The organism is Fulvimonas sp. R45 (genome assembly GCF_030504985.1).
Lineage (GTDB): Bacteria > Pseudomonadota > Gammaproteobacteria > Xanthomonadales > Rhodanobacteraceae > Rhodanobacter_A.
Map to the genome: position 1 here is coordinate 1 of NZ_JASERU010000015.1, position 25,078 is coordinate 25,078.

The 25,078-nt window shown below is 68.3% G+C and carries 22 protein-coding genes; 11 read left to right on the forward strand and 11 right to left on the reverse strand.

All coding sequences use genetic code 11. The features are described from left to right. From QMK61_RS13175 to QMK61_RS13195, 5 genes are all read left to right on the forward strand, one after another. A partial coding sequence (locus QMK61_RS13175) for a DUF2345 domain-containing protein (protein WP_302072680.1) occupies positions 1-728 on the forward strand: 728 nt, incomplete at its 5' end. Continuing rightward, entirely contained in the window at positions 721-1,581 is an 861-nt protein-coding gene (locus tag QMK61_RS13180; RefSeq protein ID WP_302072681.1) for a DUF4123 domain-containing protein, read from the forward strand. The genes QMK61_RS13175 and QMK61_RS13180, both read left to right, overlap by 8 nt. After that, positions 1,578-3,857, forward strand: a complete 2,280-nt coding sequence (locus QMK61_RS13185; protein WP_302072682.1) for a T6SS effector BTH_I2691 family protein — start codon at positions 1,578-1,580, stop codon at positions 3,855-3,857. The genes QMK61_RS13180 and QMK61_RS13185 overlap by 4 nt, the downstream gene beginning before the upstream one ends. Next, a complete protein-coding gene (locus tag QMK61_RS13190) occupies positions 3,841-4,236 on the forward strand; it encodes a hypothetical protein (RefSeq protein ID WP_302072683.1) in 396 nt (131 codons plus the stop codon). The genes QMK61_RS13185 and QMK61_RS13190 overlap by 17 nt, the downstream gene beginning before the upstream one ends. 191 nt (positions 4,237-4,427) lie before the next feature. Next, positions 4,428-5,180, forward strand: a complete 753-nt coding sequence (locus QMK61_RS13195) for a DUF6708 domain-containing protein (RefSeq protein ID WP_302072684.1) — start codon at positions 4,428-4,430, stop codon at positions 5,178-5,180. A gap of 207 nt (positions 5,181-5,387) precedes the next feature. Here QMK61_RS13195 and QMK61_RS13200 read toward each other — a convergent pair whose 3' ends face one another. Continuing rightward, positions 5,388-5,747, reverse strand: coding sequence for a hypothetical protein (locus QMK61_RS13200; RefSeq protein WP_302072685.1), 360 nt, complete (start codon positions 5,745-5,747; stop codon positions 5,388-5,390). Positions 5,748-5,854: 107 nt separating this feature from the next. Here QMK61_RS13200 and QMK61_RS13205 point away from each other — a divergent pair, with 107 nt between their 5' ends. Further along, positions 5,855-6,109: a hypothetical protein gene (locus QMK61_RS13205; protein WP_302072686.1), complete on the forward strand. Its 255-nt coding sequence runs from the start codon at positions 5,855-5,857 to the stop codon at positions 6,107-6,109. 54 nt (positions 6,110-6,163) lie between these two features. Here QMK61_RS13205 and QMK61_RS13210 read toward each other — a convergent pair whose 3' ends face one another. The 8 genes from QMK61_RS13210 to QMK61_RS13245 all read right to left on the reverse strand — a co-directional run bounded on the left by QMK61_RS13210 (position 6,164) and on the right by QMK61_RS13245 (position 17,109). Beyond that, a complete protein-coding gene (locus tag QMK61_RS13210) occupies positions 6,164-7,114 on the reverse strand; it encodes an SUMF1/EgtB/PvdO family nonheme iron enzyme (protein WP_302072687.1) in 951 nt (316 codons plus the stop codon). A gap of 165 nt (positions 7,115-7,279) precedes the next feature. Beyond that, the gene (locus QMK61_RS13215) at positions 7,280-8,410 is read right to left on the reverse strand and encodes a TPM domain-containing protein (protein ID WP_302072688.1); all 1,131 of its coding nucleotides are present in this window, start codon (positions 8,408-8,410) and stop codon (positions 7,280-7,282) included. Between the two features lie 75 nt (positions 8,411-8,485). After that, a complete protein-coding gene (purD, locus tag QMK61_RS13220) occupies positions 8,486-9,769 on the reverse strand; it encodes a phosphoribosylamine--glycine ligase (RefSeq protein WP_302072689.1) in 1,284 nt (427 codons plus the stop codon). 263 nt (positions 9,770-10,032) lie between these two features. Beyond that, positions 10,033-11,394, reverse strand: a complete 1,362-nt coding sequence (locus QMK61_RS13225; RefSeq protein WP_302072690.1) for an AMP-binding protein — start codon at positions 11,392-11,394, stop codon at positions 10,033-10,035. Between the two features lie 139 nt (positions 11,395-11,533). After that, positions 11,534-12,106, reverse strand: a complete 573-nt coding sequence (locus QMK61_RS13230; RefSeq protein WP_302072691.1) for a Sua5/YciO/YrdC/YwlC family protein — start codon at positions 12,104-12,106, stop codon at positions 11,534-11,536. After that, a complete protein-coding gene (locus QMK61_RS13235; RefSeq protein WP_302072692.1) occupies positions 12,106-14,580 on the reverse strand; it encodes a DNA topoisomerase I in 2,475 nt (824 codons plus the stop codon). The genes QMK61_RS13230 and QMK61_RS13235 overlap by 1 nt, the downstream gene beginning before the upstream one ends. Positions 14,581-14,715: 135 nt before the next feature. Continuing rightward, the gene (locus QMK61_RS13240) at positions 14,716-15,777 is read right to left on the reverse strand and encodes a DNA-processing protein DprA (RefSeq protein WP_302072693.1); all 1,062 of its coding nucleotides are present in this window, start codon (positions 15,775-15,777) and stop codon (positions 14,716-14,718) included. A 210-nt stretch (positions 15,778-15,987) separates the two neighbouring features. Next, the gene (locus QMK61_RS13245; RefSeq protein WP_302072694.1) at positions 15,988-17,109 is read right to left on the reverse strand and encodes a LysM domain-containing protein; all 1,122 of its coding nucleotides are present in this window, start codon (positions 17,107-17,109) and stop codon (positions 15,988-15,990) included. A gap of 220 nt (positions 17,110-17,329) precedes the next feature. Between QMK61_RS13245 and def the strand changes: the two genes are divergently transcribed. The 5 genes from def (at position 17,330) to QMK61_RS13270 (ending at position 23,035) form a co-directional block, all read left to right on the forward strand. Then, positions 17,330-17,839 carry a peptide deformylase gene (gene def, locus QMK61_RS13250; RefSeq protein ID WP_302072695.1) on the forward strand — a complete coding sequence of 170 codons (510 nt, stop codon included), beginning with the start codon at positions 17,330-17,332 and terminating at the stop codon, positions 17,837-17,839. After that, positions 17,836-18,780, forward strand: coding sequence for a methionyl-tRNA formyltransferase (gene fmt / locus QMK61_RS13255; RefSeq protein WP_302072696.1), 945 nt, complete (start codon positions 17,836-17,838; stop codon positions 18,778-18,780). The genes def and fmt overlap by 4 nt, the downstream gene beginning before the upstream one ends. Positions 18,781-18,964: 184 nt before the next feature. Beyond that, a complete protein-coding gene (rsmB, locus tag QMK61_RS13260) occupies positions 18,965-20,272 on the forward strand; it encodes a 16S rRNA (cytosine(967)-C(5))-methyltransferase RsmB (RefSeq protein ID WP_302072697.1) in 1,308 nt (435 codons plus the stop codon). Between the two features lie 10 nt (positions 20,273-20,282). Continuing rightward, a complete protein-coding gene (locus QMK61_RS13265; RefSeq protein ID WP_302072698.1) occupies positions 20,283-22,073 on the forward strand; it encodes a glycosyltransferase family 39 protein in 1,791 nt (596 codons plus the stop codon). Beyond that, entirely contained in the window at positions 22,070-23,035 is a 966-nt protein-coding gene (locus tag QMK61_RS13270; RefSeq protein ID WP_302072699.1) for a glycosyltransferase, read from the forward strand. Before QMK61_RS13265 ends, QMK61_RS13270 begins: the two co-directional genes overlap by 4 nt. Here QMK61_RS13270 and QMK61_RS13275 read toward each other — a convergent pair. After that, the gene (locus QMK61_RS13275) at positions 23,032-23,877 is read right to left on the reverse strand and encodes a glycosyltransferase family 2 protein (protein WP_302072700.1); all 846 of its coding nucleotides are present in this window, start codon (positions 23,875-23,877) and stop codon (positions 23,032-23,034) included. The two genes, QMK61_RS13270 and QMK61_RS13275, sit on opposite strands and share 4 nt — an antisense overlap. Next, positions 23,874-25,070, reverse strand: coding sequence for an O-antigen ligase family protein (locus QMK61_RS13280; protein WP_302072701.1), 1,197 nt, complete (start codon positions 25,068-25,070; stop codon positions 23,874-23,876). Before QMK61_RS13280 ends, QMK61_RS13275 begins: the two co-directional genes overlap by 4 nt. Between the last annotated feature and the right edge of the window lie 8 nt (positions 25,071-25,078).

Here is a 25,078-nt window from a genome sequence, read left to right on the forward strand (position 1 = left end):
AGGTGGCGCAGAAACAGCAGGCCGGCCTCGACGGCGAACCCGCCCCCGACACGCTGAACGCCCTCGCCGCGCAGACCGCGCTCGCGCAGGAACTGGCCGTGACCCGCGAAGGCACCGCCGCCGGCCAGGGCATCGGCGGCGGCGAAGGCAGCGCCACCGGCTGGAGCAAGCCCCACCTCGTCGCCCACGGCCAGGACGGCCTTGTCGCCGTCACCCCGAAGCACGCCGCATGGATCGGCGGCACCGACACCCTGCTCACCGCCGGCCAGGATCTCGGCTGGATCGCCCAGGGCCAGTGGAGCGCCGTCGCCGCCCGGGGCATCGCCCTCTACGCGCAGGGCAGCGACGCCAGCCGTCCCGTCAAGCAAACCGGCATCCGGATCCACGCCGCCAGCGGCCAGCTCAGCGCGCAGGCCCAGCAGGACAAGGCCGACTTCGCCGCGCAGAAAGCCGTCACCGTCTCCAGCAGCCACGGAAGCATACGCGCCAGCGCCAGCCAGCACGTACTGCTCACCGCCGCCGGCGCCTATCTCAAGATCCAGGGCGGCGACATCGAGATCGGCGCGCCGGGGAAGGCGGAGTTCAAGGGGGCGCAGAGGGAGATGGCCGGGCCACAATCGGGGGGAGCCTCGCAGGTGACGTTGGCGAAAGCGAAAGCCGATCCATGCAACTTCGCGTTGCAGGGCGCAGCAGCCAATGGCAACGCCACGGTGCCGCTCCATGCCTGAAATGCAAGTCATCGAGCATCGCCTGCTGGACGAGCACACTTTTCTGTTGCTCGATCAGGCGCATGCCCGAAGCAGTTTCTGGCGCGGGATGCCAGGCATTTCGATAGCGCCGACGGTGCTGGAAAAGGAAGCTGCGGCCTTGCCTCGATTGGTGGCCGTCGATCAACTCGATCAGGCGCAGCGCGTGCAAGCACTCGACGACCTACTTTCGGCTCCGGTGGAAACGCCGAGGCCCGTCGCGGCCCTCATGGTTTCGGATGGTGGCATCGATCGGCTTGCGAAGCATCTGAGTGCGCGCCTGGTGGTGTCGATTCCGCTCCAGGGCAAGCACCTGTTCCGTTACTACGATCCCCGCGTATTTCGTCACCTGCTATGGATGGCGGCACCCGCCCAATTGGCGGCTTTGTTTGGCCCCGTATCGGCTTGGACGTGGTGTGACCACCAGGGACATTGGCACCGCAGCCTTCCACCCCAAGGGATCGAGCCGGCATTGTCATTCCACCCAACGGGGTTGGACCTGGCACGCATTGGCTTGCTGGAACGATGCCTGAAAGTCCTGCGTAACACCGTGCCGGATTACACGGACGACGCTGGAGATGTTCAGCCGCGCCATGTTAATGCGCTGCTGGACGTCGCGCTGGCACATGGCCTGATAGACGAGGCCGACCTCCACCTGTATGTGGTACAGGCCGTCCGCTTTCATCCCCGTATCCACAGCCATCCCGACCTCGTGCGCCGGTTGCAGGCCGCAAGTACCGACGACAGTTACGTCGGCGCCTGCTCCGATCTCGATGCCGACACGCTGACTCGCTACGCCCGCGAACTGAGCAGCCCATGCAAGGACCACGCATGATCACCCCGACCACCTGCCCGTTCTGCGACAAGAAGGGCCTGCCCATCCTGCCGTTGCGCTATGCCGTGGCACGTGCCGACATACCGCACGCACCAAAGCTGCAAGCACCCTTCGGCCAAGGCGTGCAGGACATCGCCCTGCCCGAAAAGGAAGCCCACTACACGTTGCGCTTTTTGCGCAGCGGCTACCTGTACATGTTCGACGAGCGACGTGGGGAATGGACAGCCTACGTCGTGACGAACGAGGGCTACCTGTTCGAGTTCGACCCGCATGCTTCGACGGCACCTGCCGTCCATGACACCCACTTCGCTTGCACGCGAGCCGGCGATGCCCACGTGGCCCGCTGCGTGACCGTCAAAGATGCCAGGCACGCCACCAAGGTGTGGCTCGGCTTCTCCGATACAACATGGACACCGGCCGTATTGGAAAAGCACGCCAAACAGGCATGGCGCGAGGCGCACATGCGCGCCTTCGACGTCGCGGCATGGCGCGGCGGCGGTGCGCAACCGCATGCCGACACCGCGGACAAGGTGTCGGCGCTGGTCGCCGAGTTCGCCACCGACCCGGTGTTCGTCGTCAACGCAGTCAGCCGCATGGCGGCAAAGTTTTCGTCCAGGGTGCGCGACGCGGCTCAATCGGCCATGCAGAAGCTGTCGCCCTGGAACTACTCGCCACAAGGCTTTACAGGGATCAAACCCCAGGCCGCCGGCATGGCCGAATGGGCCATCGAGGCGGCGAAGCCATTCAAGCCCGCCATGGTGGCGATTCCCGATGCGGCGGGCATCGCGATGGAGCTGAACCACTTGGCCATCCAGCGCGCCCTGGAGTGGACGGAAAACCCGGATCGGCAATGGGCGTTTTCCACCGCCACGACCATCAGCGGCATCCGTGAAGCGGTCATGCATGGCGCGGTGCAATCGGAAAGTCAGGCGCGCATGACGCAAGCGCGGATCAACCTCACGAGCGATCACGGGCCGTTGACCAATCCCTTCCTGTCCAAGTCCGATCGCGACATGCTTGAAAAGTCGATCACCGACAGCGGCAAGATCAGCCCGGAAGAAGCCGAACGCACCGGCAAGGACGCGTGGTCCAAGTACGAGAAGATGTTCAACGAGCCGACGAGGGAAGCATTCCTCAAGCAGTACGCCAGCGGATTCAACACCCTCGAAAAGCAGACGATCAAGCCGCTGGACACGGCGTATCTGGCGTGGCTCAAGAGTGAGCCGTTCAAGGCCCACTTCACGCACAACTTCGACCCAGCCAATGTCGAAAGCGGCATGGCCCATCAAGCAGTCATATACGCGTGCATCAAGGACGCCAGCGGCCGCAAGGGGCCGTCCGACTACTTCAAGGCATGCCTGGGCAACGACCCGACCCAGCCGGGCGAAGTCGTGCTGCGTGCGCTGGTGTTCAACCAGGACCAGCTTGCGCGCAAGTGGAACGAAGCGGCGGCGGAAAAAGGCACGGAACGGGAAACGCCATGGCTGGATATGGGAGAGAAAATCTACGGCGGTTTCAAGGATATCTTGGGCAAGGAGCACGCCAGTGAACTCCAGGGTGCCTTGGCCGGATTGTCCAAATACATCTATGAGATGAGTGCGCCGATCATGGAGCGCCTGAACGCGGCGGCCGCCAATGGCACGGCTGCGCTGGCACAGGCGGCCTTACCCGAGCAACGCCTGCTTGGCCTCATGCAATCCATCGTAAGCGCCGAGCACCCGGACAAGGTGCTGGTGGACTTGCGCGGCCTGCAGACGCGCAAGCAGGCGGCGCGTGCATTGGCCGGTTTCCTGGCAGAGTTGACCGGAGAGAACGAGCAGCGATGGCGCAGTGGTGCACGTGCGGCGCTTGATGAAGCGGCAGCTGGCAGAACACAAGGCTACCCGTACCAAGGCTTGTTCGTGGTGGACAAGAAACAGTTGGCGCGGTTGAACGGCATGAAGGGGGTCAAGCGCGCGGCAGGCGTCCTGTCCGCTACCGACGAAACCGAGTTCGAGACGCTGTTGCGCGGCAACGCGCGTTACGTGATCGGGCGTGAGGTTACAGCCAGCGGTCTGGGCCTGATCCTTACCGGTTTCGTGTTGACCAATTCCTACGGTGAACTGATGAAGGCCGAGGGTACGGAGCACACGATCAAGGCCTTCAACTTCGGCTCGGGCGCCACCGCTGCGGTGGGTGAGATGGGGCAGATCGGTGGAAAAATGCTGAGCAAGACCGCATGGGGGGGCAGCGGCTTCTGGGGTGGCGGAAAGGGTGTCAATGGGCAGGTTTGGTAGTTGGGCTGAGTTGGCCGAAGGGACAGGAAAGTTGCTTGGGGTCATCGGCGGTGTGGTAGCGGGTTTAGTGCAAATTTATGAAGGTGGCAAGGCTTTTATGGAGGGCGATGTAGCATTCGGAATCGGTACGGCTATGTTGGGTGTCGCAACGGGTGTCGTTGCTTATTTGGTGTTCGCAGCCGCCATCACTGCCGGCATTGGATTAATTATCATATTAATATTGGTTGTTATTGGTTACCTTGTTTCCTTACTAAAACACGACAAACTACAACATTGGCTGGATAGCTGTTACTTTGGTAAACACGATCTAAATGAAGAGGGATTCAGTAGCCTTGGTGATCAAAATGCGGCCTACACTGTCATGGTAAATGGGGCTTAGTCATGATGAGTGGATGGACAGTCAAGTGGCGGTTGAATCGATTGCTAACGCAACAAGAGAAAGATGACGAGCTTCCTCGTAATAGGGCTCGTAATATTGAGCCAGATGACAGGGGTGTCTCGCTCCGATTCAATTCAACCTTTGTTGAAATCGTGGATCGAAGATTCAGATTGAGAGGATGGCTCTTTACGATGATTGGTGCGCTCATGGCGCTGGCTATAGCCATACTTGGCGTATCCGTATGGTTTTGGCCAGTGCCTGATACGCAAGAATATATTCTTGGTGAGGCAATATTATTTGCCTTTTGCATACCCATGGCATGGCTCGTTTGGTGGGCACTCCCAAATAGAGATTTCTTTACTTGCACCTATTACCCCATCCGCTTCAATCGCAAGACCCGACAGGTCTACGTGTTCCGCGACAAGCGCGATGGCGGCATATTGACGATGCCGTGGGACGAGGGCTTCTTTCACATCGGCCAAGGATTGCGCGACAAGCGGCTGCTCGATCTCCGCTGCCATGTGCTGGATGGCGAAACGGTCAAGGATACCTTCGTCACCGGCATGTACTACCTGCAAAAGGAGCAGGTGCAACAACTGTGGGAATTCGTGCGCCGCTACATGGACGAGGACATCGACAGTCTCGGCAAAGTGGAGATCTGGACCTCGCCAGCGCCAACGTTAAAGAACTGCCGCATCATGGTCGGCATCACGTTCGGCGGCCTGTCTGGACTCGGGGCCATCCTGTGGCCGCTGGCAGCTCCGGTCATCTTGACACGCTGGCTGGTGTTGCGAACCTGCAAGGTGCCGGTGTGGCCGGCAGAAATCGAGGCCGCCTGTCGCATCGAGCCCAACGATCCCCACCACTTGCCCGAACCAGAGTACATCGGCCAGTTCGCCGTCGAGCGGGAAATGGCCAAAACCTCGCACAAGACGGCGGCCTGACTATCGAATCGCCAAGGTACTGGTGGGCTTGCGCGGCAAGCAGGTGGCGCGTGCATTGGCGTGCTCGACAAGATGTACGACAACACGATGCGATACACAGCGAGCGCTGTTCGAGGTTCCCGCCTTCGGCTTTTCGCCGCACAGGTTCGTCGATGCCAGTGCACAGGCGGAAGAATTCCTGGCCGAGGCGGCCAAGGCCTGCGCCATTCACAGGTCGGCACTGTCGAGCTTGGACGATGCCACCGGCATCGCCATGGAACTGAACCAGCTGGCCCAGCATCGCGCTGCGGAGTGGACGGAAGAGCCCCCGAGCGAAAGTGGAAACTCCAGACCGCCACGACCATCGAGTCGATCAAGGCTGCCGTGGGCAATGGCGCCGTCAAGCAGGAGAGCGCCGGCCGCGAGCACCATGCCGAGGCCGATTTCCACAGCGTGGCGGGAGCCGCCTCGATCCCGGCCAATACCGATGCAGGCGACTACCTGCCCTGGCAGGCCGAGTTCGTCGGGCGGCGCAAGCGCGCCGTCGTCATCGTGTGCAAGAAGATCCGCAGCAAGGCCGAGTTCCACAATGTGATGCAGCACATGACGGGGAACGCGCCACCGACGCCAGGGGCTGGCAAGCCAACTTCTCGCACGTCAAGGCGTTCCTTGACATGGGAGCGGACAGCCAGGACTTGGACAAGCAGGTAGACGACTACGTGGGCGGCTTGGCGATGCTGGATTCCGGCGCAGGCTTGCAAATGCTTTACGAGGGTTTGTACGGCGCACCGGTGCTGGGCTATGCCTTCGTGGACAATACGGAGCCGGTCTACATGGCGCGCGCGGACATGGGCGACCATGCCGGCTACGCCGTGGCCGGCGGCTACAACCCGGGGCCGGAGTGGCCGGATTTCCTCGATGATGGCAACAGCCCCACGCGCTACACATAACGACGGCTGCGCCATTTGAAGCAGCACGCGCGGCACCCGATTTATGCGAAGAGGTTAATTCAAGGGAGAGGCGCTGTTGACCGCGCAGCGAAACTGGGCTCCACCGCTTGGCTTGTCCTTCCAGCGGTGCATCGTCATGCTGTATCTCGCATTGTCGGAACTGCGAAGCACCTTGTCGCCGCCGGCAGACGGACCGGCCGGGTCGTTTTCGCCCGAATGGGCATAATAATTCGCCGCGTACCAGTCATTGACCCACTGCGGGTTCCCGACCATGTCGTACAAGCCAAGCGGCGAAGGCGGAAACAGCGCAATGGCTGCTCCGTACTTGAGGGACAGTTTTTCCAATAGCTCCGAAGTGCCTACGTTCTTGTTGTAATCGATCTTGCCGTCACTCGTGGGATAGACGATGAAGCGCCCTCTATTCCTCGCCGCATATTCCCACTGCGCCTCGGTGGGAAGATCGAAAGGTTTGCCTGTCAGCTTGCCGAGCCATTGGCAATAGGCCTTGGCCTGATACCAGTTCCCGCCAAGCGCGCTGTCGGCCTTCAGGATGTCGCGCAATTCTTCGGCACCCATGACAGGTTGACCGGTAGCCTCCGAATACAGGTCCGACTCCGCCTTGGTCACCAGGTACTTGCCGATCGAATAACTCGTCAATGTCACCTCGTGCAGCGGACTGCTGTTGGAATTGTTGTCCCATGGCAGGTGCTCCCTGCTCTGCAATCGCCCAAAGTCGCCCATCTGGAATGTGCCGCCCTTGACGAACACCTGGTCGCGCAGCGCCTTGGTCTTCAGCGCCTCCAGCCGTTGCTGCAACGTACCGGTCTGGATCGCTTTCATGTCCGCCACCAGCGATGCGGGCTGCTTGAAGGCCGATAGATCGGCCGGCAGCGGATGCTGGGTCACATCCGGATAAATGCCGTCCTGGGGCGAAGCGTTTTTGGCGGCGGCGGCAACTGCAACCAGCGTGAGGACGAAGCCCAGTGCGAGATTCCGCGGTGTCATGTCGTGCTCCAAGCAGAACGAGGCCGTCATGGCCGATGATGGCGCATTGTAGAAGGCGGGCAGGTGCCCCGTGTCGGCCCGCCATCACGACAAGTACGCTTCGAGTCAGTTTTTCCTCGTGACGCTTCAGGCCGTGGCACGCACCGTCTCGGCAGGATCGGCTTTCTACCACCCCGCGGATGCGCCGCCTCCGCCTGAGCTTCCACCGCCATCGCTGCCGCTGGAACTGCTGCCCGAGCTTCCGCTGAAGGACGCGCCGGACGAATTTCCGCTGCCCAGCTTCCAGCCGCCGGCCGTACCCAAGGCGACGTTGGCGATGCGTTCCACGAGGTTCCTCGGCCGCAGGCTCCGGCGCGTGCGTGCGGAAAGGGCCATGTAGCGGTATCGATGGTTGGTGCCCAGGTACCGGAGGACCGGAAAGGCGACGGCATGCAGCCATGCCAGCGCGGTGGCGCCGGCCTGACCGGCCATCATGCTGCCGGGGATGGTCCAGAAGAACAACAGGACGAAGCCCAGGCCCCAGCTCCAGAACATCATGAAGCCCCAGCCCAGCAGGCGAAGAACGAAACCGACACCATCGGTTTCAGCGCGGTCCGGCCACGGGCTCCACAGGTTCAGTGCAAGCACTTCGAAGACGACCAGCAGGAGCAGCGCCGGAACGGCGCCGACCCACTTCCAGAAACCATGCGACGAAGAGGGCTGCTGCATCCATTGCGCCGACCCGGAGGTGTCCCAGGTGCCATGCAGGGCCACCACGATGCCTTCGGCTCCCTGCAGCAGGGCACGGTTGGCATCGCCGTTCCGCATGGCCGGCACTACGCGGTGCCGCAGGATCAGCGAGGCGGTCACGTCGGTCAGCACGCCCTCAAGTCCGTAACCCACCTCGATCCGCGCCCGGTGCCGGTTGGGGGCCAATACGAACAGCACGCCGTCGTCGACGCCTTTTCGCCCAAGCCGCCGTCGCTGGAATTCATCCACGGCATAGGCTTCGATGCTCTGGCCGTGGAGATCGGGCACGGTCTCCACCAGCACTTGCACCCCGGTCTGCCGTTTCAGGTGATCCAGCGCGGCCGCCAGCTTCGCGCCGGCGGCCGGCGAGACGACGCCCGCATCATCGACGACGTAGGCATTGTCCGCGGCGGACGGCGCATGGACATGCAACTGCCATGCGGCCAGGGACCAGACCAGGACCACCACCGCAGCCATGGCCTTGCGCACCGATTGCCAGGGCGTCGCCGCGTGGCCGAGCAACTCGCTTACCGACGTCCGGCGCCGGCGAGACGGCTTCTTTGCCACACCCGTTCCTCCCTGATCGACGGACCGCATGACCCGCCATGCGGACACCTTGCCGCTCTGCGGCTGGCATTGCGCCTACGGCCGCCGCAACGCCCTGTGCGCGATGTCGCGCCGGCAGAACGCGCCGTCGAAGCGGACCTTTTCCACCGCGGCGTAGGCGCGTTCGCGGGCGGCGGCGATGTCGGCGCCGAGGGCACAGACGGTGAGGACGCGGCCGCCGGTGGTGACGACGCGGCCTTCGGCGTCGAGCCTGGTGCCCGCATGGAAGATCTTGGCGTCATGGCCGAGGTCGCTTTCGAGGCCGGCGATCACGTCGCCGCTTTTCACCTTGCCGGGGTAGCCGGCGGCGGCCATGACCACGCCGAGCGAGGGGCGCGGATCCCATTGCGCGCGGGTGTGGTGCAGCTCGCCGTCGAGCGCGGCCTCGATCAGGTCGACCAGGTCGGACTTCAGGCGCAGCATGATCGGCTGCGTCTCCGGATCGCCGAAGCGCACGTTGAACTCGATCACCTTGGGGTTGCCGCCCTGGTCGATCATCAGGCCGGCGTAGAGGAAGCCGATGAACGGCGCACCCTCGGCCGCCATGCCGTGCAGGGTGGGCTCGATCACCTCCTTGAGGATGCGCCGCTCCACCTCGGGCGTGACCACCGGCGCGGGCGAGTATGCGCCCATGCCGCCGGTGTTGGGACCGAGGTCGCCTTCGTCGCGGCGCTTGTGGTCCTGGCTGCTGGCCATCGGCAGGGCGTGGCTGCCGTCGCTCATCACGATGTAGCTGGCCTCCTCGCCGTCGAGGAATTCCTCGATCACCACGCGCGCGGAAGCGTCGCCGAAGGCGTGCGCGCCGAGCATGTCGTGCAATGCCAGTTCCGCGTCGGCCAGGGTCAGCGCCACCACCACGCCCTTGCCGGCGGCCAGGCCGTCGGCCTTGATGACGATGGGCGCACCATGCCGGCGCACGTAGGCCAGCGCGGGGTTGATCTCGGTGAACACCGCGTAGCGCGCGGTGGGGATGTTGTGGCGGAGCAGGAAGTCCTTGGCGAAGGCCTTGGAACCTTCCAGCTGCGCGGCGACGGCGCGCGGGCCGAAGATGCGCAGGCCGGCGGCGCGGAACCGGTCCACCACGCCGGCCACCAGAGGCACCTCGGGGCCGACCACGGTGAGGCCGATCTTCTCGTCCTTCGCCAGCTTCAGCAGGCCGTCGAGGTCGGTCACGGCGACGTCGGCGTTGCGCACGCCACGCTCGCGCGCGGTGCCGGCGTTGCCGGGCGCCACGATCACCTCGTCCACGCGCGGCGACTGCTTGAGCTTCCACGCCAGCGCGTGTTCGCGACCGCCGTTGCCGATGACGAGGACTTTCATGCTTGCTCCAGCGGACGAGGGATGGTGCCAGGAGTGGCGTGGCCCGTCATTGTAGAGGCTTGGATCACGCCTGCGCAGCGCGAATCGATACGGAGCAGTGCCCCTGTATACCGTTCGCGTTGAGCGTAGCTCGCGTCAGCGAGCGAAGTCGAAACGCCATGTACCCTTCGACTCCGGCCCTGGCGGGCCTACGCTCAGGGCGAACGGTGTTCGACGCTACCTGATCTGGCCTCCCTCCCCACCGGAGCGGGAAGGAAAAGCGATCAGCCCAGCAGCTCCAGCAGGTCCGCGCGCGGCAGCTTGCCGGTCTCGTTGCGCGGCAGCGCGTCGACCAGGCGCAGGCGGCGCGGCAGGAAGACCGGGTCGACGGCACAGCGCAGGGCGTCGAGGATGGCGTGTTCGTCCAGGCTGGGCGCCACCGCCAGCGCGGCGATGCGGCGCACGCCGATGGCGTCCGCCTCGTCGAGCTGGAGCACCACGCCGTCCTCCACGCCCGGGATCGCCAGCAGGCGCCGGGTGAGGTCGCCCAGCGAGGCGCGCTTGCCGGCGATTTCCAGCAGGTCGGCGTGCCGGCCGCACAGGCGGAAGCGGCGGCCCTCGTCGTGCAGGGTGACGAGGTCGGCCAGCGTGGCGGGCTCGTCGAGTTGCGGCGCCTCGATGCCGGTGCCGTCCGGCTGCGGGTGCAGGCGCACGCCGGGGTAGAGCGTCCACAGCTCGTCCCTGGCCAGCCGGCGGCCGGCGAAGGCGCAGGTCTCGGTGGAGCCGAACACCTCCAGCAAGGGCGCGCCGAAGCGTCGCTCCGCCGCGTGCGCCAGCTCCGTCGGCATCACCGCGGTGGCCGACAGCAGCGCGGCCAGCGGCGGCAGCGCGACGCCGGATTCGACCAGCGCGCGCAGGTGCACCGGCGTGGTGACCAGCACGCGCGGCGCGGGCACCTCGGCCAGCGCGGCGGCCACGTCGGCGGGGAAGAACGGCCGCCCCGCATGCACGCCCACCGCGCCCAGCAGCGGCAGCAGCACGCTCATCTCGATGCCGTAGATGTGCTGCGGCGGCACGGTGGCGACCACGTGGAAGCGCTCGCCGGCCACGCGGCGCAGCATCGCCAGGTTGCCGGCGGTGCCGGCATGCAGGCTGCGCCACGTCTTGGCGTGGGCGCGCGGCATGCCGGTGGAGCCGGAGGTATAGCCGATCGCCGCCACCTGCGCCGCGGGTATCGCCGGCACCGCGCCGACGACGGGCGCGATGTCCGCCGCCAGCGGCGGCAGGCGGCGATAGCCGGGGGGCGCGGGCTGCAATGCCAGTTCGCCCAGCGCATAGGCGCCGGGGTGTGCGGCCATCACGTCCTCCACCGCCAGCGGTGCGCGCGAGGGCGGCAGCAGGTTGGCCTGGCCGCGCAGGACGATGGCGCAGAACGCGACCAGGAAGGCGTAGCGGTCCTCGCACAGGTTCACCGCGGCCGGCGCATCGGGCAGCAAGGCGGCCACCTGGTCCACGTGCGCCAGGAAACGCGCTGCGTCGATGGGCACGCCGTCGCGCCAGGCCAGCGTCCGCCCCACGGGCGCAGCCAGCAGCGGCAACGCGCGCGCCGCCTCGTCGTGCCGGTAGGTGTCGTAGACGATCGCCAAGCCCTGATTCCCGTGTGACCCATGAAACGGCCGCCGCATGCCGGTTCGCGGCGGCGGACAGTACCGAAGGAAAACCGAACCGCGAGGCCCCATCCTCGCCGCGGCCGCTGAATCGCAGCCGACCCACCGCAGGCGGCGTTCAGGCGCGGATGATAGCGCCGGTGAGCGCGTCGCGGATGGTGGACGGGCGCTCCTGGCCTCCCAGTGGGGCATCGAGCACCCCGTCCAGCGCGTCGCCGAAATAGTCGCGCACGGCCTGCACGGAGCGGGCGGAAGGTTGGCCATGCGGGTTCGCGCTGGTCGAGACCAGTGCGCCACCGAAGGCCCGGCACAACGCGATGGATGGCGCGTGCGCGGTAACCCGCAACGCGATGCCGGCATGCGCGCCAGCCACCCACTCGGGCACCGCGGAGCTGCGCGGGAAGATCCAGGTGTTCGGGCCGGGCCAGCTGGCGCGCGCCTGTGCGAGTACCTCGCCCGGCACGCTTGCCAGGTCGATGTAGCGCTCGACCTGGGCGAAGTCGGCGGCGATCAGCAGCACGCCCTGGGTGGGCGGGCGCTGCTTCAGCGCGAAGATCCTGTCGAAGGCCGCGCGGTCGTGCGGGTCGCAGCCGAGGCCGTAGACCGCCTCGGTGGGATAGGCCAGCACGCCGCCCGCGCGCAGCAGCGCGGCGGCGGCGTCCAGCCCGTCGAGGGTGAAGGTCTGCGGCATCAGACGGGCGTCTTCTTCGTGGCGACCTTCTTCGTCGCAGTCTTTTTCGCCGCGGTCTTGCTGGCGGCCGTCTTCTTGCCCGCCGCCTTCTTCGCGGCGGTTTTCTTCGCCGGCGCCACCTTCTTCTCCGCGACCTTCTTCGCGGCGGCGGTCTTGCGGCCGAAGCGCCCGCCCTTCTTCACTGGCGCGGCGGCGAGCAGCTCCAGGCACTGCGCCTCGGTGAGTTCCTTCGGCTCGGTGTCCTTCGGGATGCGCGCGTTCTTCTCGCCGTCGGTGATGTAGGGGCCGTAGCGGCCGTTGAGCACCTGCACGCCGTTGCCGAAATCCTGGATCACGCGATTGGCGAGCAGGGTGAGCTTGTCTTCCACCAGCTGCAGCGCGCGCGGCAGCTCGATGGTGTAGGGGTCGTCCTCGGGCTTGAGCGAGGCGTAGGTGCTGCCCTGCTTCACAAACGGGCCGAAGCGGCCGATGCCCACGCTGACCTCGTCGCCGTTCGGCGCCTGGCCCAGCTTGCGCGGCAGCTTGAACAGCTCCAGCGCCTCGTCCAGCGTGATGGTGTGCATGCTCTGGCCGGGGCGCAGGCTGGCGAACTGCAGCTTCTCGTCGCTGTCCTTGTCGCCGATCGCGGCATACGGCCCGAAGCGGCCCAGCCGCACGAACACCGGCTTGCCGCTCTTGGGGTCGCTGCCCAGCTCGCGCGCGCCGGTGGCCTCGCTGCGGTCCACCGATTCGGTCTTCTCTTCCACCTGCTGCTTGAACGGCTGCCAGAAGCGCTGCATCAGCGGCACCCAGGCTTCCTCGCCGCGACTCACGGCGTCGAGTTCGTCCTCCAACTTGGCGGTGAAGTCGTAGTCCACGTAGCGGCTGAAGTGCTGGGTGAGGAACTTGCCCACCGCGCGGCCGATGTCGGTGGGCTTGAAGCGGCGGCTGTCGAGCAGCACGTACTCGCGGTTCAGCAGCACCTGGATGATGCTGGCGTAGGTGGAGGGACGGCCGATGCCGTATTCCTCCAGCGCCTTCACCAGCGAGGCTTCGGAATAGCGCGGCGGCGGCTCGGTGAAGTGCTGGTCGGCCTGGATGTCCTTCAGCGGCACGTCCTCGCCCTTTTCCAGCTTCGGCAGGCGGCGGCCTTCGTCGTCGTCCTCCGCGCTCTTCTGGTCGCGGCCTTCCTCGTACACGGCGAGGAAGCCGGGGTCGACCACGGTGGTGCCGGTGGCGCGGAACGCGGCGGGGCCGCCGGCGGCGTGCGGCAGCTCGAAGTCCACCGACACGGTGTTCAGCGTGGCGTGGATCATCTGGCAGGCCACGGTGCGCTTCCAGATCAGCTCGTACAGCTTGCGCTGCTCGTCGTTGAGGAAGGCGGCCACCTCGCGCGGCGTGCGCATGGCCGAGGTGGGACGGATCGCCTCGTGCGCCTCCTGCGCGTTCTTGCTCTTGGCCTTGTAGAACTGCGGCCCGTCGGGCAGCGCCTTGTGGCCGTAGTCGCGCGCGATCAGCGCGCGCAGCTCGGCCAGCGCGTCGTCGGCCAGCGCCACCGAGTCGGTACGCATGTAGCTGATCAGGCCAACGTTGCCTTCGCTGCCGAGGCTCACGCCCTCGTACAGGCCCTGCGCCACCTTCATCGTGCGGCTGGTGGTGAAGCCGAGCTTGCGCGCGGCCTCCTGCTGCAGGGTGGAGGTGGTGAACGGCGGCGCCGGACGGCGCTTGCGCTCCTTGCTGCCCACCTCGCTCACGGTGAGGCGGCCGTGCGCGGCCTCCTTCAGCGCGGCGCGCGCGGCCATCGCGTCGGCCTCGTTGGTGAGGTCGAACTGCTCGAACTTCTTGCCGTGCAACTTGGTGAGCTTGGCGCCGAACTCGCCGTCGGCGTGGCGCAGCTGCGCCTCCACCGTCCAGTACTCGCGCGCCTTGAACGCCTCGATCTCCTCCTCGCGCTCCACGATCATGCGCAGCGCGGGCGACTGCACGCGGCCGGCGGACAGCCCGCGCTGCACCTTGCGCCACAGCACGGGCGACAGGTTGAAGCCCACCAGGTAGTCCAGCGCGCGGCGCGCCTGCTGGGCGTCCACCAGGTCGTGCGAGAGCTGGCGCGGCGCGGCCACCGCGGCCTTGATCGCCTTTGGCGTGATCTCGGAGAACACCACGCGGTGCATGCTCTTGCCGTTGGCCAGGCCGCGCTCCTTGAGGATCTCGCTGATGTGCCAGCTGATCGCCTCGCCTTCGCGGTCCAAGTCGGTGGCGAGGTAGATGTCGTCGGCGAGCTTGGCGGCCTTGGCGATCGCGTCGACGTGCTTCTCGTTGCGCTCGATCACCTCGTACTTCATCGCGAAGCCGTGGTCGGGGTCGACCGCCCCCTCCTTCGGCTTGAGGTCGCGCACATGGCCGTAGGAGGCGAGGACCTGGAAGTCCTTGCCGAGGTATTTGTTGATCGTCTTGGCCTTGGCGGGCGATTCGACGATGAGCAGGTTCTTGGCCATGCAGCGTGTTATCCGGAGGTGGGCGCCGTCGCCGGGCGACAGGCATATATATCTAGTGAGACCACGCCGCCGCGCCGACTGTCAAGCCGGGCGGCGTGAAAATGCGCTGCCATGGGGGTTCCGGCCGGCCTGCCGTCAACCCGGCAGGCGCTGGTAGCGGTTGCCGGGCAGGCCCTCGACGACGCCCTCCAGCTCCAGCATCAGCAGCATGGAGGACAACGCCGCCGCGCCCTGGCCGGTGCGTTCGCACAGCGCGTCCAGCGGCGCCGGGTCGTGGCCGAGGGCGTCGAGCAGGCTCCGGTAGTCCGGGTCGTCGCGCCAGCCGGCCGCGGCGGCGGCCGTCGCCCCGGCCACCGGGCCGTCCAGCCGCGCGGCCAGTTCGCGGCCCAGCTCGCGTGCGGCCGGCGCCAGCGCCTCGGCCACCTCGGCCGGGGCCTCCACCAGCCGGGCGCCCTCGCGGATCAGCCTGTGGCAGCCTTGCGCCAGCGGGTTGTGGATGGAGCCGGGCACGGCGAAGACCTCGCGCCCCTGCTCGCCGGCCAGCCGCGCGGTGATCAGCGAGCCGGACTGCAGCCCCGCCTCCACCACCAGGGTACCCAACGCCAGTCCGGCGATGAGGCGGTTGCGGCGCGGGAAGTGGTCCGGCCGCGGCGGCGTGCCGGGTGGGAATTCGCTGACCAGCGCGCCGCGCGCCACGATGTCCCGCGCCAGGTCGAGGTGCTTGCGCGGGTAGACCCGGTCCGGCCCGGTGCCGACCACCGCGACGGTGGGCGCGCCGGCGTCCAGCGCCGCGGCGAAATCGCGTGCGGTCGCCCGGCCGGCGGCGGTGGCGCGGCGCGCGCCCACGACGGCCACCTGGGGATGCAGCAGCAGGCCGGCGTCGCCCGCCACGAACAGCGCCGCAGGCGGCTGCGGGATGCTTTCCAGCAGCGGCGGGAAATCCGCCTCGGTGCAGCACAGCAGGCGATGGCCCGGTTCGGCCAGCCAGGCCAGGTCGGATGCGAGTTGCGCCTCGTCGGGCCGGTCCAGCCAGGCGGTGGCGCGTTCGTCGAGGCCACCGGCGAGACGGCGCAGGCGGGCCAGCGCACCCTCGATGCGGCCGTCCGCCGCGGCCAGCGCCTCGCGCAGGCCGCCCGGACCCAGCCCGGGCGTGCGCAGCGCGATCAGCCAGGCGCGCAGGTCGTCAGATGCGTTCATGGCGCGCAGTCTACGCGAGGGCGGACACGGAAACGGCGCGGGTTGGCCGCGCCGTGGTGTGGGTGGAGGCTGATCCGGCATCTCGCCCTCCCCTGCTTGCAGGGGAGGGTCGGGAGCGGTCATGCGGCCGCGGGGTTGGCCCCTCACCCCGCCCCCTTCGACATGCTCGGGGCGGCGCTCTCCCCGGCGGGGAGAGGGGAGAAGCGCGCCTTACTCGGGCTGGCGCAGCTTGTCGCCGATCTTGACCGGGCGCAGGCCGTCCATCACCAGGCCGTAGCTGACGCGGTCGAAGGTGCGGAACACCATCACGTGGCCGATGTACTCGTCGGGCAGCTGCACCTTCCTGCCGGTGCCGCGGTCCCAGCTGTCGTGGGCCACGTCGTCGAAGGTGCGCTCGCCCGGCTGCCAGACGGCGAAGGTGGTGCCGTTGTCCACGCCGTCCTTGCTGCCCACCGACAGCGCCACCACCTGGCGCGGACCGACCGCGTCCAGCGCGTCGGCGAAGGCGATCACGCGGCCGTTCGCGGGCAGCGACTTCGGCGGGTGCGGGGCGTAGTAGGGATCGTACTTCGGGCCGTCCAGCGGCAGCACGCGGTCGCCCGCGCGGATCTCCTGCTTCGCGTCGAGCAGCAGCAGGGTGGACGGATCGCCGCCACGCAGCGTCTCGGCGGTGCCGATCACGGTGACTTCCACGCCCAGGTCGTCGCCGCGGCCGTAGTGGCCGTCGTTGCGGAAATCCTCCGACCAGGGGCTGCGCACCAGCGCCACGTTGCTGTCCAGCAGGTGGCCGACCACCTCGCTGTCGTCCGACTTCTTGCCGTCGAAGCCGCGGAACACGTGGGTGGGCCGCACGATCGCCCAGCGCTGGCCGGGCTGCGCGTCGAGCCCGCGCACGTAGACGTTCTGGCCCACGGTGCCGCGCAGCTGGTTTTCCTCGAAGCCGACCACGTAGGGCGCGGAACTCACCGCGTTGGAGTCCAGCACCCGCATGTCCTTGAGGAACATCTTGAGGTCGGCCAGCGGGATCGCCGGCACCGCATTGTCCTCGCGATGCACGCCCGGCTCCAGCTTCAGGTGCGGGCCACCGATGAAGGACAGGTTGAGCACGTCGCCGGGGTAGATCAGGTGCGGGTTGCGCACCTGCGGGTTGGCCTGCCAGATCTCCGGCCACAGCCACGGCTTGGACAGGAACTTGGCGGAGATGTCCCACAGCGTGTCGCCGCGACGCACCGTGTAGGTGTCCGGGTGGTCCGTGCGCAACTGCACGCCGGCGGCGTAGACGGCCACGGTGACCAGCATGCCGGCCAGCAGCCCGATGGACTTTCGTATCATAAGCGGGGATCCCCCTTCCCAAGCTCGGGCGAGTGTAGCCCAACCCAACCGGCCCGCAACCGGGAGCAGTTGGCAAAACTGCCTGCCGGACGCGAGCTTGGCGACGTACAATGATGCGCATTCTAGATGGCGTCCGGGCTTCGGTTTCAGCGATTCGCCCGCATTTCGACGCCAAGGGCCGCAGCGCTTTTCACGCGCCGCCCCAGCCAAGGTGACCCCCATGTCCGTACTCAACATCCTCGAATTCCCCGATCCCCGCCTGCGTACCCGGGCCGCGCCGGTCACCGTGTTCGACGACGCGCTGCGCCAGTTCGTCGCCGACATGTTCGAGACCATGTACGCCGCCAACGGCGTCGGCCTGGCCGCGACCCAGGTCAACGTGCACCAGCAGGTGCTGGTGATCGACATGAGCGAGGAGCGCAACCAGCCGCTGGTGCTGATCAACGCCGAGATCGTGGAGAAGGACGGCGCGCAGGTGTACCAGGAAGGCTGCCTGTCCTTCCCCGGCATCTACGCCGACGTTACCCGCGCGCTGAAGGTGAAGGTGAAGGCACGGGACGTGGATGGCAACGCATTCGTCTACGAGGCCGAGGGCCCGCTGGCGGTGGCCGTGCAGCACGAGATGGACCACCTCGCCGGCAAGGTGTTCGTGGACTACCTGTCGCCGCTGAAGCGCTCGCTGCTGCTCAAGCGCCTGGAGAAGCACCGCAAGCAGGCGGCCAGCGCTTGAGCGCACGGTCGTTGCGGGTCGTCTTCGCCGGCACCCCGGACTTCGCCGTCCCCTGCCTCGAGGCCTGCCGCGCCAGCGGCGCCGAGGTGGTCGCCGTCTACACCCAGCCCGACCGCCCCGCCGGCCGCGGCCGCAGGCTCGCGCCCAGTCCGGTGAAGCAGGCAGCGCTGGCCGCCGGCATCGCGGTGGAGCAGCCCGGATCGCTGAAAGACGCCGAGGCGCAGGCCACGCTCGCCGCCTACCGCCCCGACCTGATGGTGGTGGTCGCCTACGGCCTGATCCTGCCGCGCAAGGTGCTGGCCATCCCGACCCTCGGCTGCTGGAACGTGCATGCCAGCCTGCTGCCGCGCTGGCGCGGCGCGGCGCCGATCCAGCGCGCCCTCCTTGCCGGCGACGCCGAGACCGGCGTCGACCTGATGCGGATGGAAGCCGGCCTCGACACCGGCCCGGTGCTGCTGGAAAAGCGCACCCCGATCACCCGCGAGGACACCGGCGGCTCGCTGCACGACCGCCTCGCCGCGCTGGGCGCCGAAGCGCTGGCCGAAGGCCTGGCCCGCACCCTCGCCGGCGAGGCGCTGGCCGCCACGCCGCAGCCGGCCGAAGGCGTCACCTACGCGCACAAGCTGGACAAGGCCGAGGCCCGGCTCGACTTCGCCCGGGCCGCGATCGAGCTGGAACGCCAGGTGCGCGCCTTCGACCCGTGGCCGGGCAGCGACGCCGAGATCGCCGGCGAACGCCTGCGCATCTGGGCCGCCACGGCCCTCGGGCACAGCCATGCCGCGGCGCCCGGCACCCTGCTCGCCGCCCGCCGCGACGGCATCGACGTCGCCTGCGCCGACGGCGCGCTGCGCATCACCGCCGTGCAGCGTGCCGGCGGCAAGCGCATTACCGCCGCCGACTACCTCAATGCACGCCCCGAGCTGCGCGAGGCCGGCCAGTGAGCCGTCACCTGCTCCCTCTCCCCTTGGGGGAGAAGGCTGGGGCGAGGGGCGGGTGCTCGCGGCAACGTCACCGGCTTACCGGTCGAAAACCCGGACAGCACGGTGCACGCCAGCCCGGGCGCCACGGCAAGCCCCATCCCCTCACCCCAACCCTCTCCCCGATGGGGAAAGGGAGTAAAGCGCGATGAGCGCCGACGTGCGCGCGCTGGCCGCGCAGGCGCTGGCGCAGGTCGCGCTGCACGGCGCCTCGCTGCGCGAGGCGATGGAGCACCACGCGCCGAAACTCCCGGACGCCCGTGACCGCGCCCTGCTGATGGCCTTGGTCAGCGACGGCGCGCGCTGGTGGCCGCGCTTCGACGCCGCGCTGGACCGCCTGCTCGACCGCCCGCTGCGCCGGAAGGAGCCGGCGGTGCACGCGCTGCTGGTGCTGGGCCTGGTGCAGCTGGAGGTGCTGGAACTGGCCGACTACGCCGCGGTCGCCGCCACGGTGGAGGCCGTGCGCGCGCTGAAGCGGCCGCCGCTCGCCGGCCTGGTCAACGCGGTGCTGCGCCGCTGGCAGCGCGAACGCGCCACGCACCTGGCCGCGCTCGACGCGCAACCGGAAACCCGCCACGCCCACCCGCGCTGGCTGGCGCAGGCCATCGCCCACGACTGGCCCGCGCAGGCCGAGGCGGTGATGACGGCGGACAACCGCGAGCCGCCGCTGATGCTGCGCGCCAACCGCCGCCGCACCGACCGCGACGCGCTGGCCGGGCGCCTGCGCCTGGACGGCCAGGCGGCCGAGCCGCACGCCTGGCTGGCCGATGCCATCGTGCTGCCGCACAGCACCGACGTGACCCGCCTGCCCGGCTTCGCCGACGGCCTGTTCGCGGTGCAGGACGGCGCGGCGCAGATCGCCGCCGACCTCGCCGGCGTGCGCGACGGCCAGCGCGTGCTGGACGCCTGTGCCGCGCCCGGCGGCAAGGCCTGCCACCTGCTGGAACGCGCCGACGTCGCGCTGACTGCGCTGGAGTTCGAACCGAAACGCGCCGGGCGGATCCGCGAGAACCTCGCCCGCCTGCACCTGCGGGCGGACGTGCGCGTGGGCGACGCCGGCGACCCCGCCGCGTGGTGGGACGGCCAGCCGTTCGACCGCATCCTCGTCGACGCACCCTGCTCGGCCACCGGCGTGCTGCGTCGCCGCCCGGACGTGCGCCTGCACCGGCGCCTGGACGACATCGCGGCGCTGGCCGCACAGCAGCGGCGCATCCTGGACGCGCTGTGGCCGCTGCTGGCGCCGGGCGGGCGGCTGCTCTACATCACCTGCTCGCTGCTGCGCGCGGAAAACGAAGGCGTGGTGGAACCCTTCCTCGCCGCGCACGCCGACGCGCACGTGGTGCCGTTCGGCTTGCCGGTGGGCCAGGCCGCGGCCGCGGGCTGGCAGATCCTGCCCGGCGACGGCGATCTGGACGGTATGTACTATGCGGCCATCGAGAAATCCGCTTCGCCCTGAGAACCCGTTTATGCCCGCTTTTCCCCAGGCCACGCCGCAGGAACGCCGCCGCTTCTGGCTGCTGCTGCTGATCGCGCTGGTGATCCTCGGCGCCGGCATCGGCCTGCGCGACCCCTGGCCCTCGGACGAGCCGCGCTTCACCCTGGCCGCGAAGCAGATGGTGGAAAGCGGCGACTGGCTGTTCCCGCACCGCGGCGTCGAACTCTACGCCGACAAGCCGCCGATGCTGATGTGGCTGGAGGCGGCCAGCTTCGAGCTGGTGCGCAGCTGGCGCATCGCCTTCATGCTGCCCTCGCTGCTGGCCGCGCTGGGCACGCTGCTGCTGGTCTACGACCTCGGGCGGCGGCTGTGGAACCGCCGCACCGGCCTGTACGCGGCGGGCGGCCTGCTGCTGGCGTTCCAGTTCGTCTACCAGAGCCAGCGCGCGCAGATCGATCCGCTGGTGGTGTTCTTCATCACCGCGGCGAACTGGGGCCTGCTGCGGCACCTGCTGGCTCCGCCCGACACCGGCGCGCCAGCGAACTGGCCGATGTACTGGCTGGGCTGCTTCTGCGCCGGGCTGGGCGTGATCACCAAGGGTGTGGGCTTCGTCGCGCTGTTCATGCTGCTGCCCTACGCCTGGGCGGCCTGGCGCGGCTGGGACGGCGTGGCGCGGCCCGGCCGTGGCGCCACATGGCGCTGGCTGCTGGGACTGGCGGCGGCGCTGGCGGCGATCGCGCTGTGGCTGGTGCCGATGCTGCTCGTCGCACGCGCGCGCGCCGGCATCCCGGCCTACCCCGCCTACGTGCATGACATCCTGTTCCACCAGACCGCGCAGCGCTACGCCAACGCGTGGCACCACATCCACGCGTGGTGGTACTACGTACCGATCGTGCTGTTCAGCTGGCTGCCGTTGTCGCTGACCTACGCCGGCAGCGCGCCGCGCTGGTGGCAGCGGCTGCACGCACGCGACGCCCGCGTGCTGCTGCCGCTGGGCTGGGTGGTGCTGGTGCTGCTGTTCTTCAGCGCCTCGCCGGGCAAGCGCGACGTGTACATCCTGCCCGCGCTGCCGATGCTGGCGCTGGTCACCGCGCCGTTCCTCGACGAATTGCTGCCGAAGCGCTGGCTGCGTGCGTCGGGCCTGCTGTTCATCGCCCTGCTGGGCGTGGCGATGCTCGGACTGGGCGCGTGGGCGCTGCACTCGCACTCGCCGAAGGTGGTGCAGTTCGCCGCCCGCCGCGACCTGGCCGGCGATGGCGCTGCGCTGTGGTGGATGTGCGTCGTGCTGGGCGCGGTACAACTGGCGCTGGTCGCCGCGCTGCGCCTGCGCCGCGCGCTGTGGGCCGTGTGCGGCGGCATGGCCGCGCTGTGGCTGGCCTGGGGCTTCCGGGCAGTGCCGCTGCTCAACGATTCCAGTTCCGCGGCCGGGCTGATGCGCGAGGTGCGCAGCCACCTCGCGCCCGGCGACCAGCTCGGCCTGGTGGCCTGGAAGGAGCAGAACCTGCTGATGCTGGAGCGCCCCGCCGTCGACTTCGGCTTCAAGGTGCCCTGGCACCTCCAGTTCGCCCGCGCCACGCAATGGCAGGCGCAGGCGCCGGCCACGCGCTGGCTGTTCGTGCAGCAGCCGGCGATGGGCGACTGCGTGGACCGCGCCAGGGCGATCTACCTCGGCCACGCCAACCAGCGCGACTGGTGGATGTTCAAGGCCGACGCGGTGGTGCCCGGCTGCGTGCCCAGCGCCGCGGTGGACGAATCGCCGGATGGCGATCCCGACGCCGGTGCCGCTGCCGTGCCGGGAACCGACGCGACGGCCGGTCCGTGACGGCGACGTCGCGCATCCAGCTGCTGGCGCGCGACAACGGCGCCGGCCTCAGCCGCGACATGGCCCTGCTCGCCGCTGCGCTGGGCGAGGCGGGCGCCACGGTGCGCACGACCGCGCTGCCGCACCGCGGCCGTCTCGCCGAGTGGCTGACCCGCGCGCGCCTGGCCGGCCGCGCGCCGGCGTTCGATCTCAACCTGATGCTGGAGCGCGTGCGCCCGGAATTCGCGCGCGCGGCACGGCGCAACGTGCTGGTGCCCAACCCCGAATACTTCCGGGCGCGGGACCGTGCCGCGCTGGCCTGCATCGACGAGGTGTGGGCCAAGACCCGCCACGCCGGACGCCTGTTCGCGGCGCTGGGCATGCCCGTGCGCTACATCGGCTTCGCCAGCCCCGACCGGCGGGACCCCGCGGTGCCACACCGCCACGCCTTCTTCCACGGTCCCGGCCGCAGCAACAACAAGGGCACCGCGGCGCTGCTGAGGCTGTGGGCCTCGCACCCGGGATGGCCCACGCTGACCGTGGCCTGGCGGCGCAAGCGGGTGGAACTCGATGTGCCGCCGGCCAACGTGCGGCTGATCCGCGAGCACCTCGACGACGACGCCTACCGCCGCCTGCAGAACGAGCACCGCTTCCACCTGTGCCCCTCGCAGACGGAAGGCTACGGCCACTACCTGGTCGAGGCGATGAGCTGCGGCGCGGTGGTGGTCACGCTGGACGCCGAGCCGATGAACGAACTGGTGACCGCCGAACGCGGCGTGCTGGTGCCGGCGACGGCCACCGGCACGCAGGACCTGGCCACGCTGTACGGCTTCCGAGACGCGGACATGGCGCGCGTGATCGAGCGCTGCGTGGCGATGCCCGAAGACGAAGCCGGCATGCTGGGTGCGGCCGCCCGCGCCTGGTACGAGGCCGAGCGCGCCGCGTTTCCCGGTCGGCTGCGAGCCGCGCTCGGCACGATTTAGCCGTCCAGACGTTCCGGCGTCACGAATTCCGCGAGATGGCCGTCGATGCCGCGCTCGCAGCGCACGATGCCTTCGGTGCGGGTGGCGTGGAACAGCTGGTTGTTCGGCAAGCTGAGATCGTCCACGTCGGGCTGGGCGCGCGAGCTGTGCCACAGGTGCACGGCCAGCGCAGCCCATTTCAGGGCACGGCGGCGCAGGCCGGCATTCTCCAGCCGCGCCACCAGTTCGCGGTCCTCGGCGCCGTAGCCCTCCATGCGTTCGTCGAAACCGTTGACGCGCAGCAGGTCGTCGCGCCAGAAGCTCATGTTGCAGCTCATCACCCGGCCGCCGCTGCGCGAACGCGCCTTCCAGCGCGCCAGCTGCGGCTGGCGGAAGGCGTACAAGCGCCTGGTGCCGTCGAACTCGTGGAAGTCCGCCCGCGACCACGGCGCGAAGACCGGCCGTGCACTCGCCAGCAGCCGCGCGCTCTCTTCGCGCGTGGCCTTGATGCGCCCGCCCTGCAGGAAGAAGCCGCGCTCGGCGAGCATCAGGTGATCGGCCACGAAGCGTGGATGCAGCAGCATATCGCCGTCGAGCAGGATCACGTAGTCGCCGCGGCTGGCGGCGATGCCGCGGTTGCGCGCGCGCGCGGCGCGGAAGCCGAGGTCCTCCTGCCACACGTGGCGCAGCGGCACCGGGAAGCCGCGCGCCATGCGTTCGACCAATGCGCGGGTTTCCTCGCCGGAACCGTCGTCGGCCACGATCACTTCGTCTGGCAGGCGCGTCTGCGCGGCCAGACTGGCCAGCAGGCGCTCCAGCGCCTCGGGCCAGTTGTAGGTGAGCACGATGGTGCTGGTTTTCATGTCGAATCCGTGCCCGGAGCTTGCGATTCTCTTCCGCCCAGCGAAAAGCTCATCGCCAGCGGCAGCCAGGTGAGCAGCCATGTCGGCCTCGGGCTGTCGATCAAATGCGGCAGGTCGAACTGCACTATGATCGTGGCAAGCACCCACGTGGACAGGACAAGCCGGCCCAAGACTTCATAGCGATGCTGCCAGCCCCGCCAGCCCAGCATGCCCCAGACGACAAGCCCCATGAGCAGGCCCGGCACGCCCAGTTCAATGGCCAACTGGCTGAACAGGTTATGCGCGTGGGTAAGTACCAGGCCGCCTACATCAATGTTGAACACGGCTCCCTGCCCCATGCCAAGCCAAGGATGCTGCTGGAACAGTTGCCACGAATTTCTCAGGATCTCCGGACGGAGTGACCAGCCCCGATTCGTCAAGTCCGGCAAGGTGAAGGCCGCGCCCGCACAACCCAGCACGAGCAGCGCAATCACCTGCCAGCGCGCGCGCGCGCCATGCTGGCACAAGCAGAACACCAACAGTGCCGCGAACAGGCCGCCCCATGCGCTGCGCGTGAAGGTCAGGAAGACGAACAGCACCAACACGGCCACCGCCACCGCCTGTGCGATGCGGTAACGGACTGCTTCGACGGTCCATGCAGACAGCCACAATACGGCCGCCGCCATCGCCGCGGCCGCCAGGTTAGCGTTGTTCATGACCCCGAACGCGGATAGCCGCCCGTCGCCATGATCATCCACCTGGAAAACCAGCATCGCGGCAAGCGCCGCCAGCGTCATGACGACACCGGCACAAGTAAGCAGCCTGCGGATGTAATCCTCCTTTCCCTCGATGGCCTGCGTCCATCCATACAGGAACAGCACAATGCTCACGCTGCGCCCCAGTTCACTGGAGGGGTGGGCAGTCGTGCTCCAGGCCAGGGACACCACGCCCCACGACAATAGCGCCAGCACCCACTTCATCGATGGCTGGCGCCACAACAGGGCGAAACTGCCCGGTTGCAGTACGAGCAGCAGCAATGCCGGCAGATACAACGTCAAGCCGAGCACGTACTGGTAGAAGTGCCCTGGGTTGTAGGAAACCCCCGCCGGCAGTACGGCCATGCCGGCAAATAGCCACATAAGACCAAACCGCAACAACCGGCGCAGCCAGAGCCCAAGGTCGGCGCGTATCTGCTTGTCATGTCCAACCTGCATTGCCGCTG

Bases quoted from the DNA above. Each gene is read 5' to 3' on its own strand.
- QMK61_RS13180 (WP_302072681.1), top strand. From the start codon at position 721: ATGCCTGAAATGCAAGTCATCGAGCATCGCCTGCTGGACGAGCACACT.
- QMK61_RS13185 (WP_302072682.1), top strand. From the start codon at position 1,578: ATGATCACCCCGACCACCTGCCCGTTCTGCGACAAGAAGGGCCTGCCC.
- QMK61_RS13190 (WP_302072683.1), top strand. From the start codon at position 3,841: ATGGGCAGGTTTGGTAGTTGGGCTGAGTTGGCCGAAGGGACAGGAAAG.
- QMK61_RS13195 (WP_302072684.1), top strand. From the start codon at position 4,428: ATGATTGGTGCGCTCATGGCGCTGGCTATAGCCATACTTGGCGTATCC.
- QMK61_RS13210 (WP_302072687.1), bottom strand. From the start codon at position 7,114: ATGACACCGCGGAATCTCGCACTGGGCTTCGTCCTCACGCTGGTTGCA.
- purD (WP_302072689.1), bottom strand. From the start codon at position 9,769: ATGAAAGTCCTCGTCATCGGCAACGGCGGTCGCGAACACGCGCTGGCG.
- QMK61_RS13230 (WP_302072691.1), bottom strand. From the start codon at position 12,106: ATGCCGCAGACCTTCACCCTCGACGGGCTGGACGCCGCCGCCGCGCTG.
- QMK61_RS13235 (WP_302072692.1), bottom strand. From the start codon at position 14,580: ATGGCCAAGAACCTGCTCATCGTCGAATCGCCCGCCAAGGCCAAGACG.
- QMK61_RS13240 (WP_302072693.1), bottom strand. From the start codon at position 15,777: ATGAACGCATCTGACGACCTGCGCGCCTGGCTGATCGCGCTGCGCACG.
- QMK61_RS13245 (WP_302072694.1), bottom strand. From the start codon at position 17,109: ATGATACGAAAGTCCATCGGGCTGCTGGCCGGCATGCTGGTCACCGTG.
- def (WP_302072695.1), top strand. From the start codon at position 17,330: ATGTCCGTACTCAACATCCTCGAATTCCCCGATCCCCGCCTGCGTACC.
- rsmB (WP_302072697.1), top strand. From the start codon at position 18,965: ATGAGCGCCGACGTGCGCGCGCTGGCCGCGCAGGCGCTGGCGCAGGTC.
- QMK61_RS13265 (WP_302072698.1), top strand. From the start codon at position 20,283: ATGCCCGCTTTTCCCCAGGCCACGCCGCAGGAACGCCGCCGCTTCTGG.
- QMK61_RS13275 (WP_302072700.1), bottom strand. From the start codon at position 23,877: ATGAAAACCAGCACCATCGTGCTCACCTACAACTGGCCCGAGGCGCTG.
- QMK61_RS13280 (WP_302072701.1), bottom strand. From the start codon at position 25,070: ATGCAGGTTGGACATGACAAGCAGATACGCGCCGACCTTGGGCTCTGG.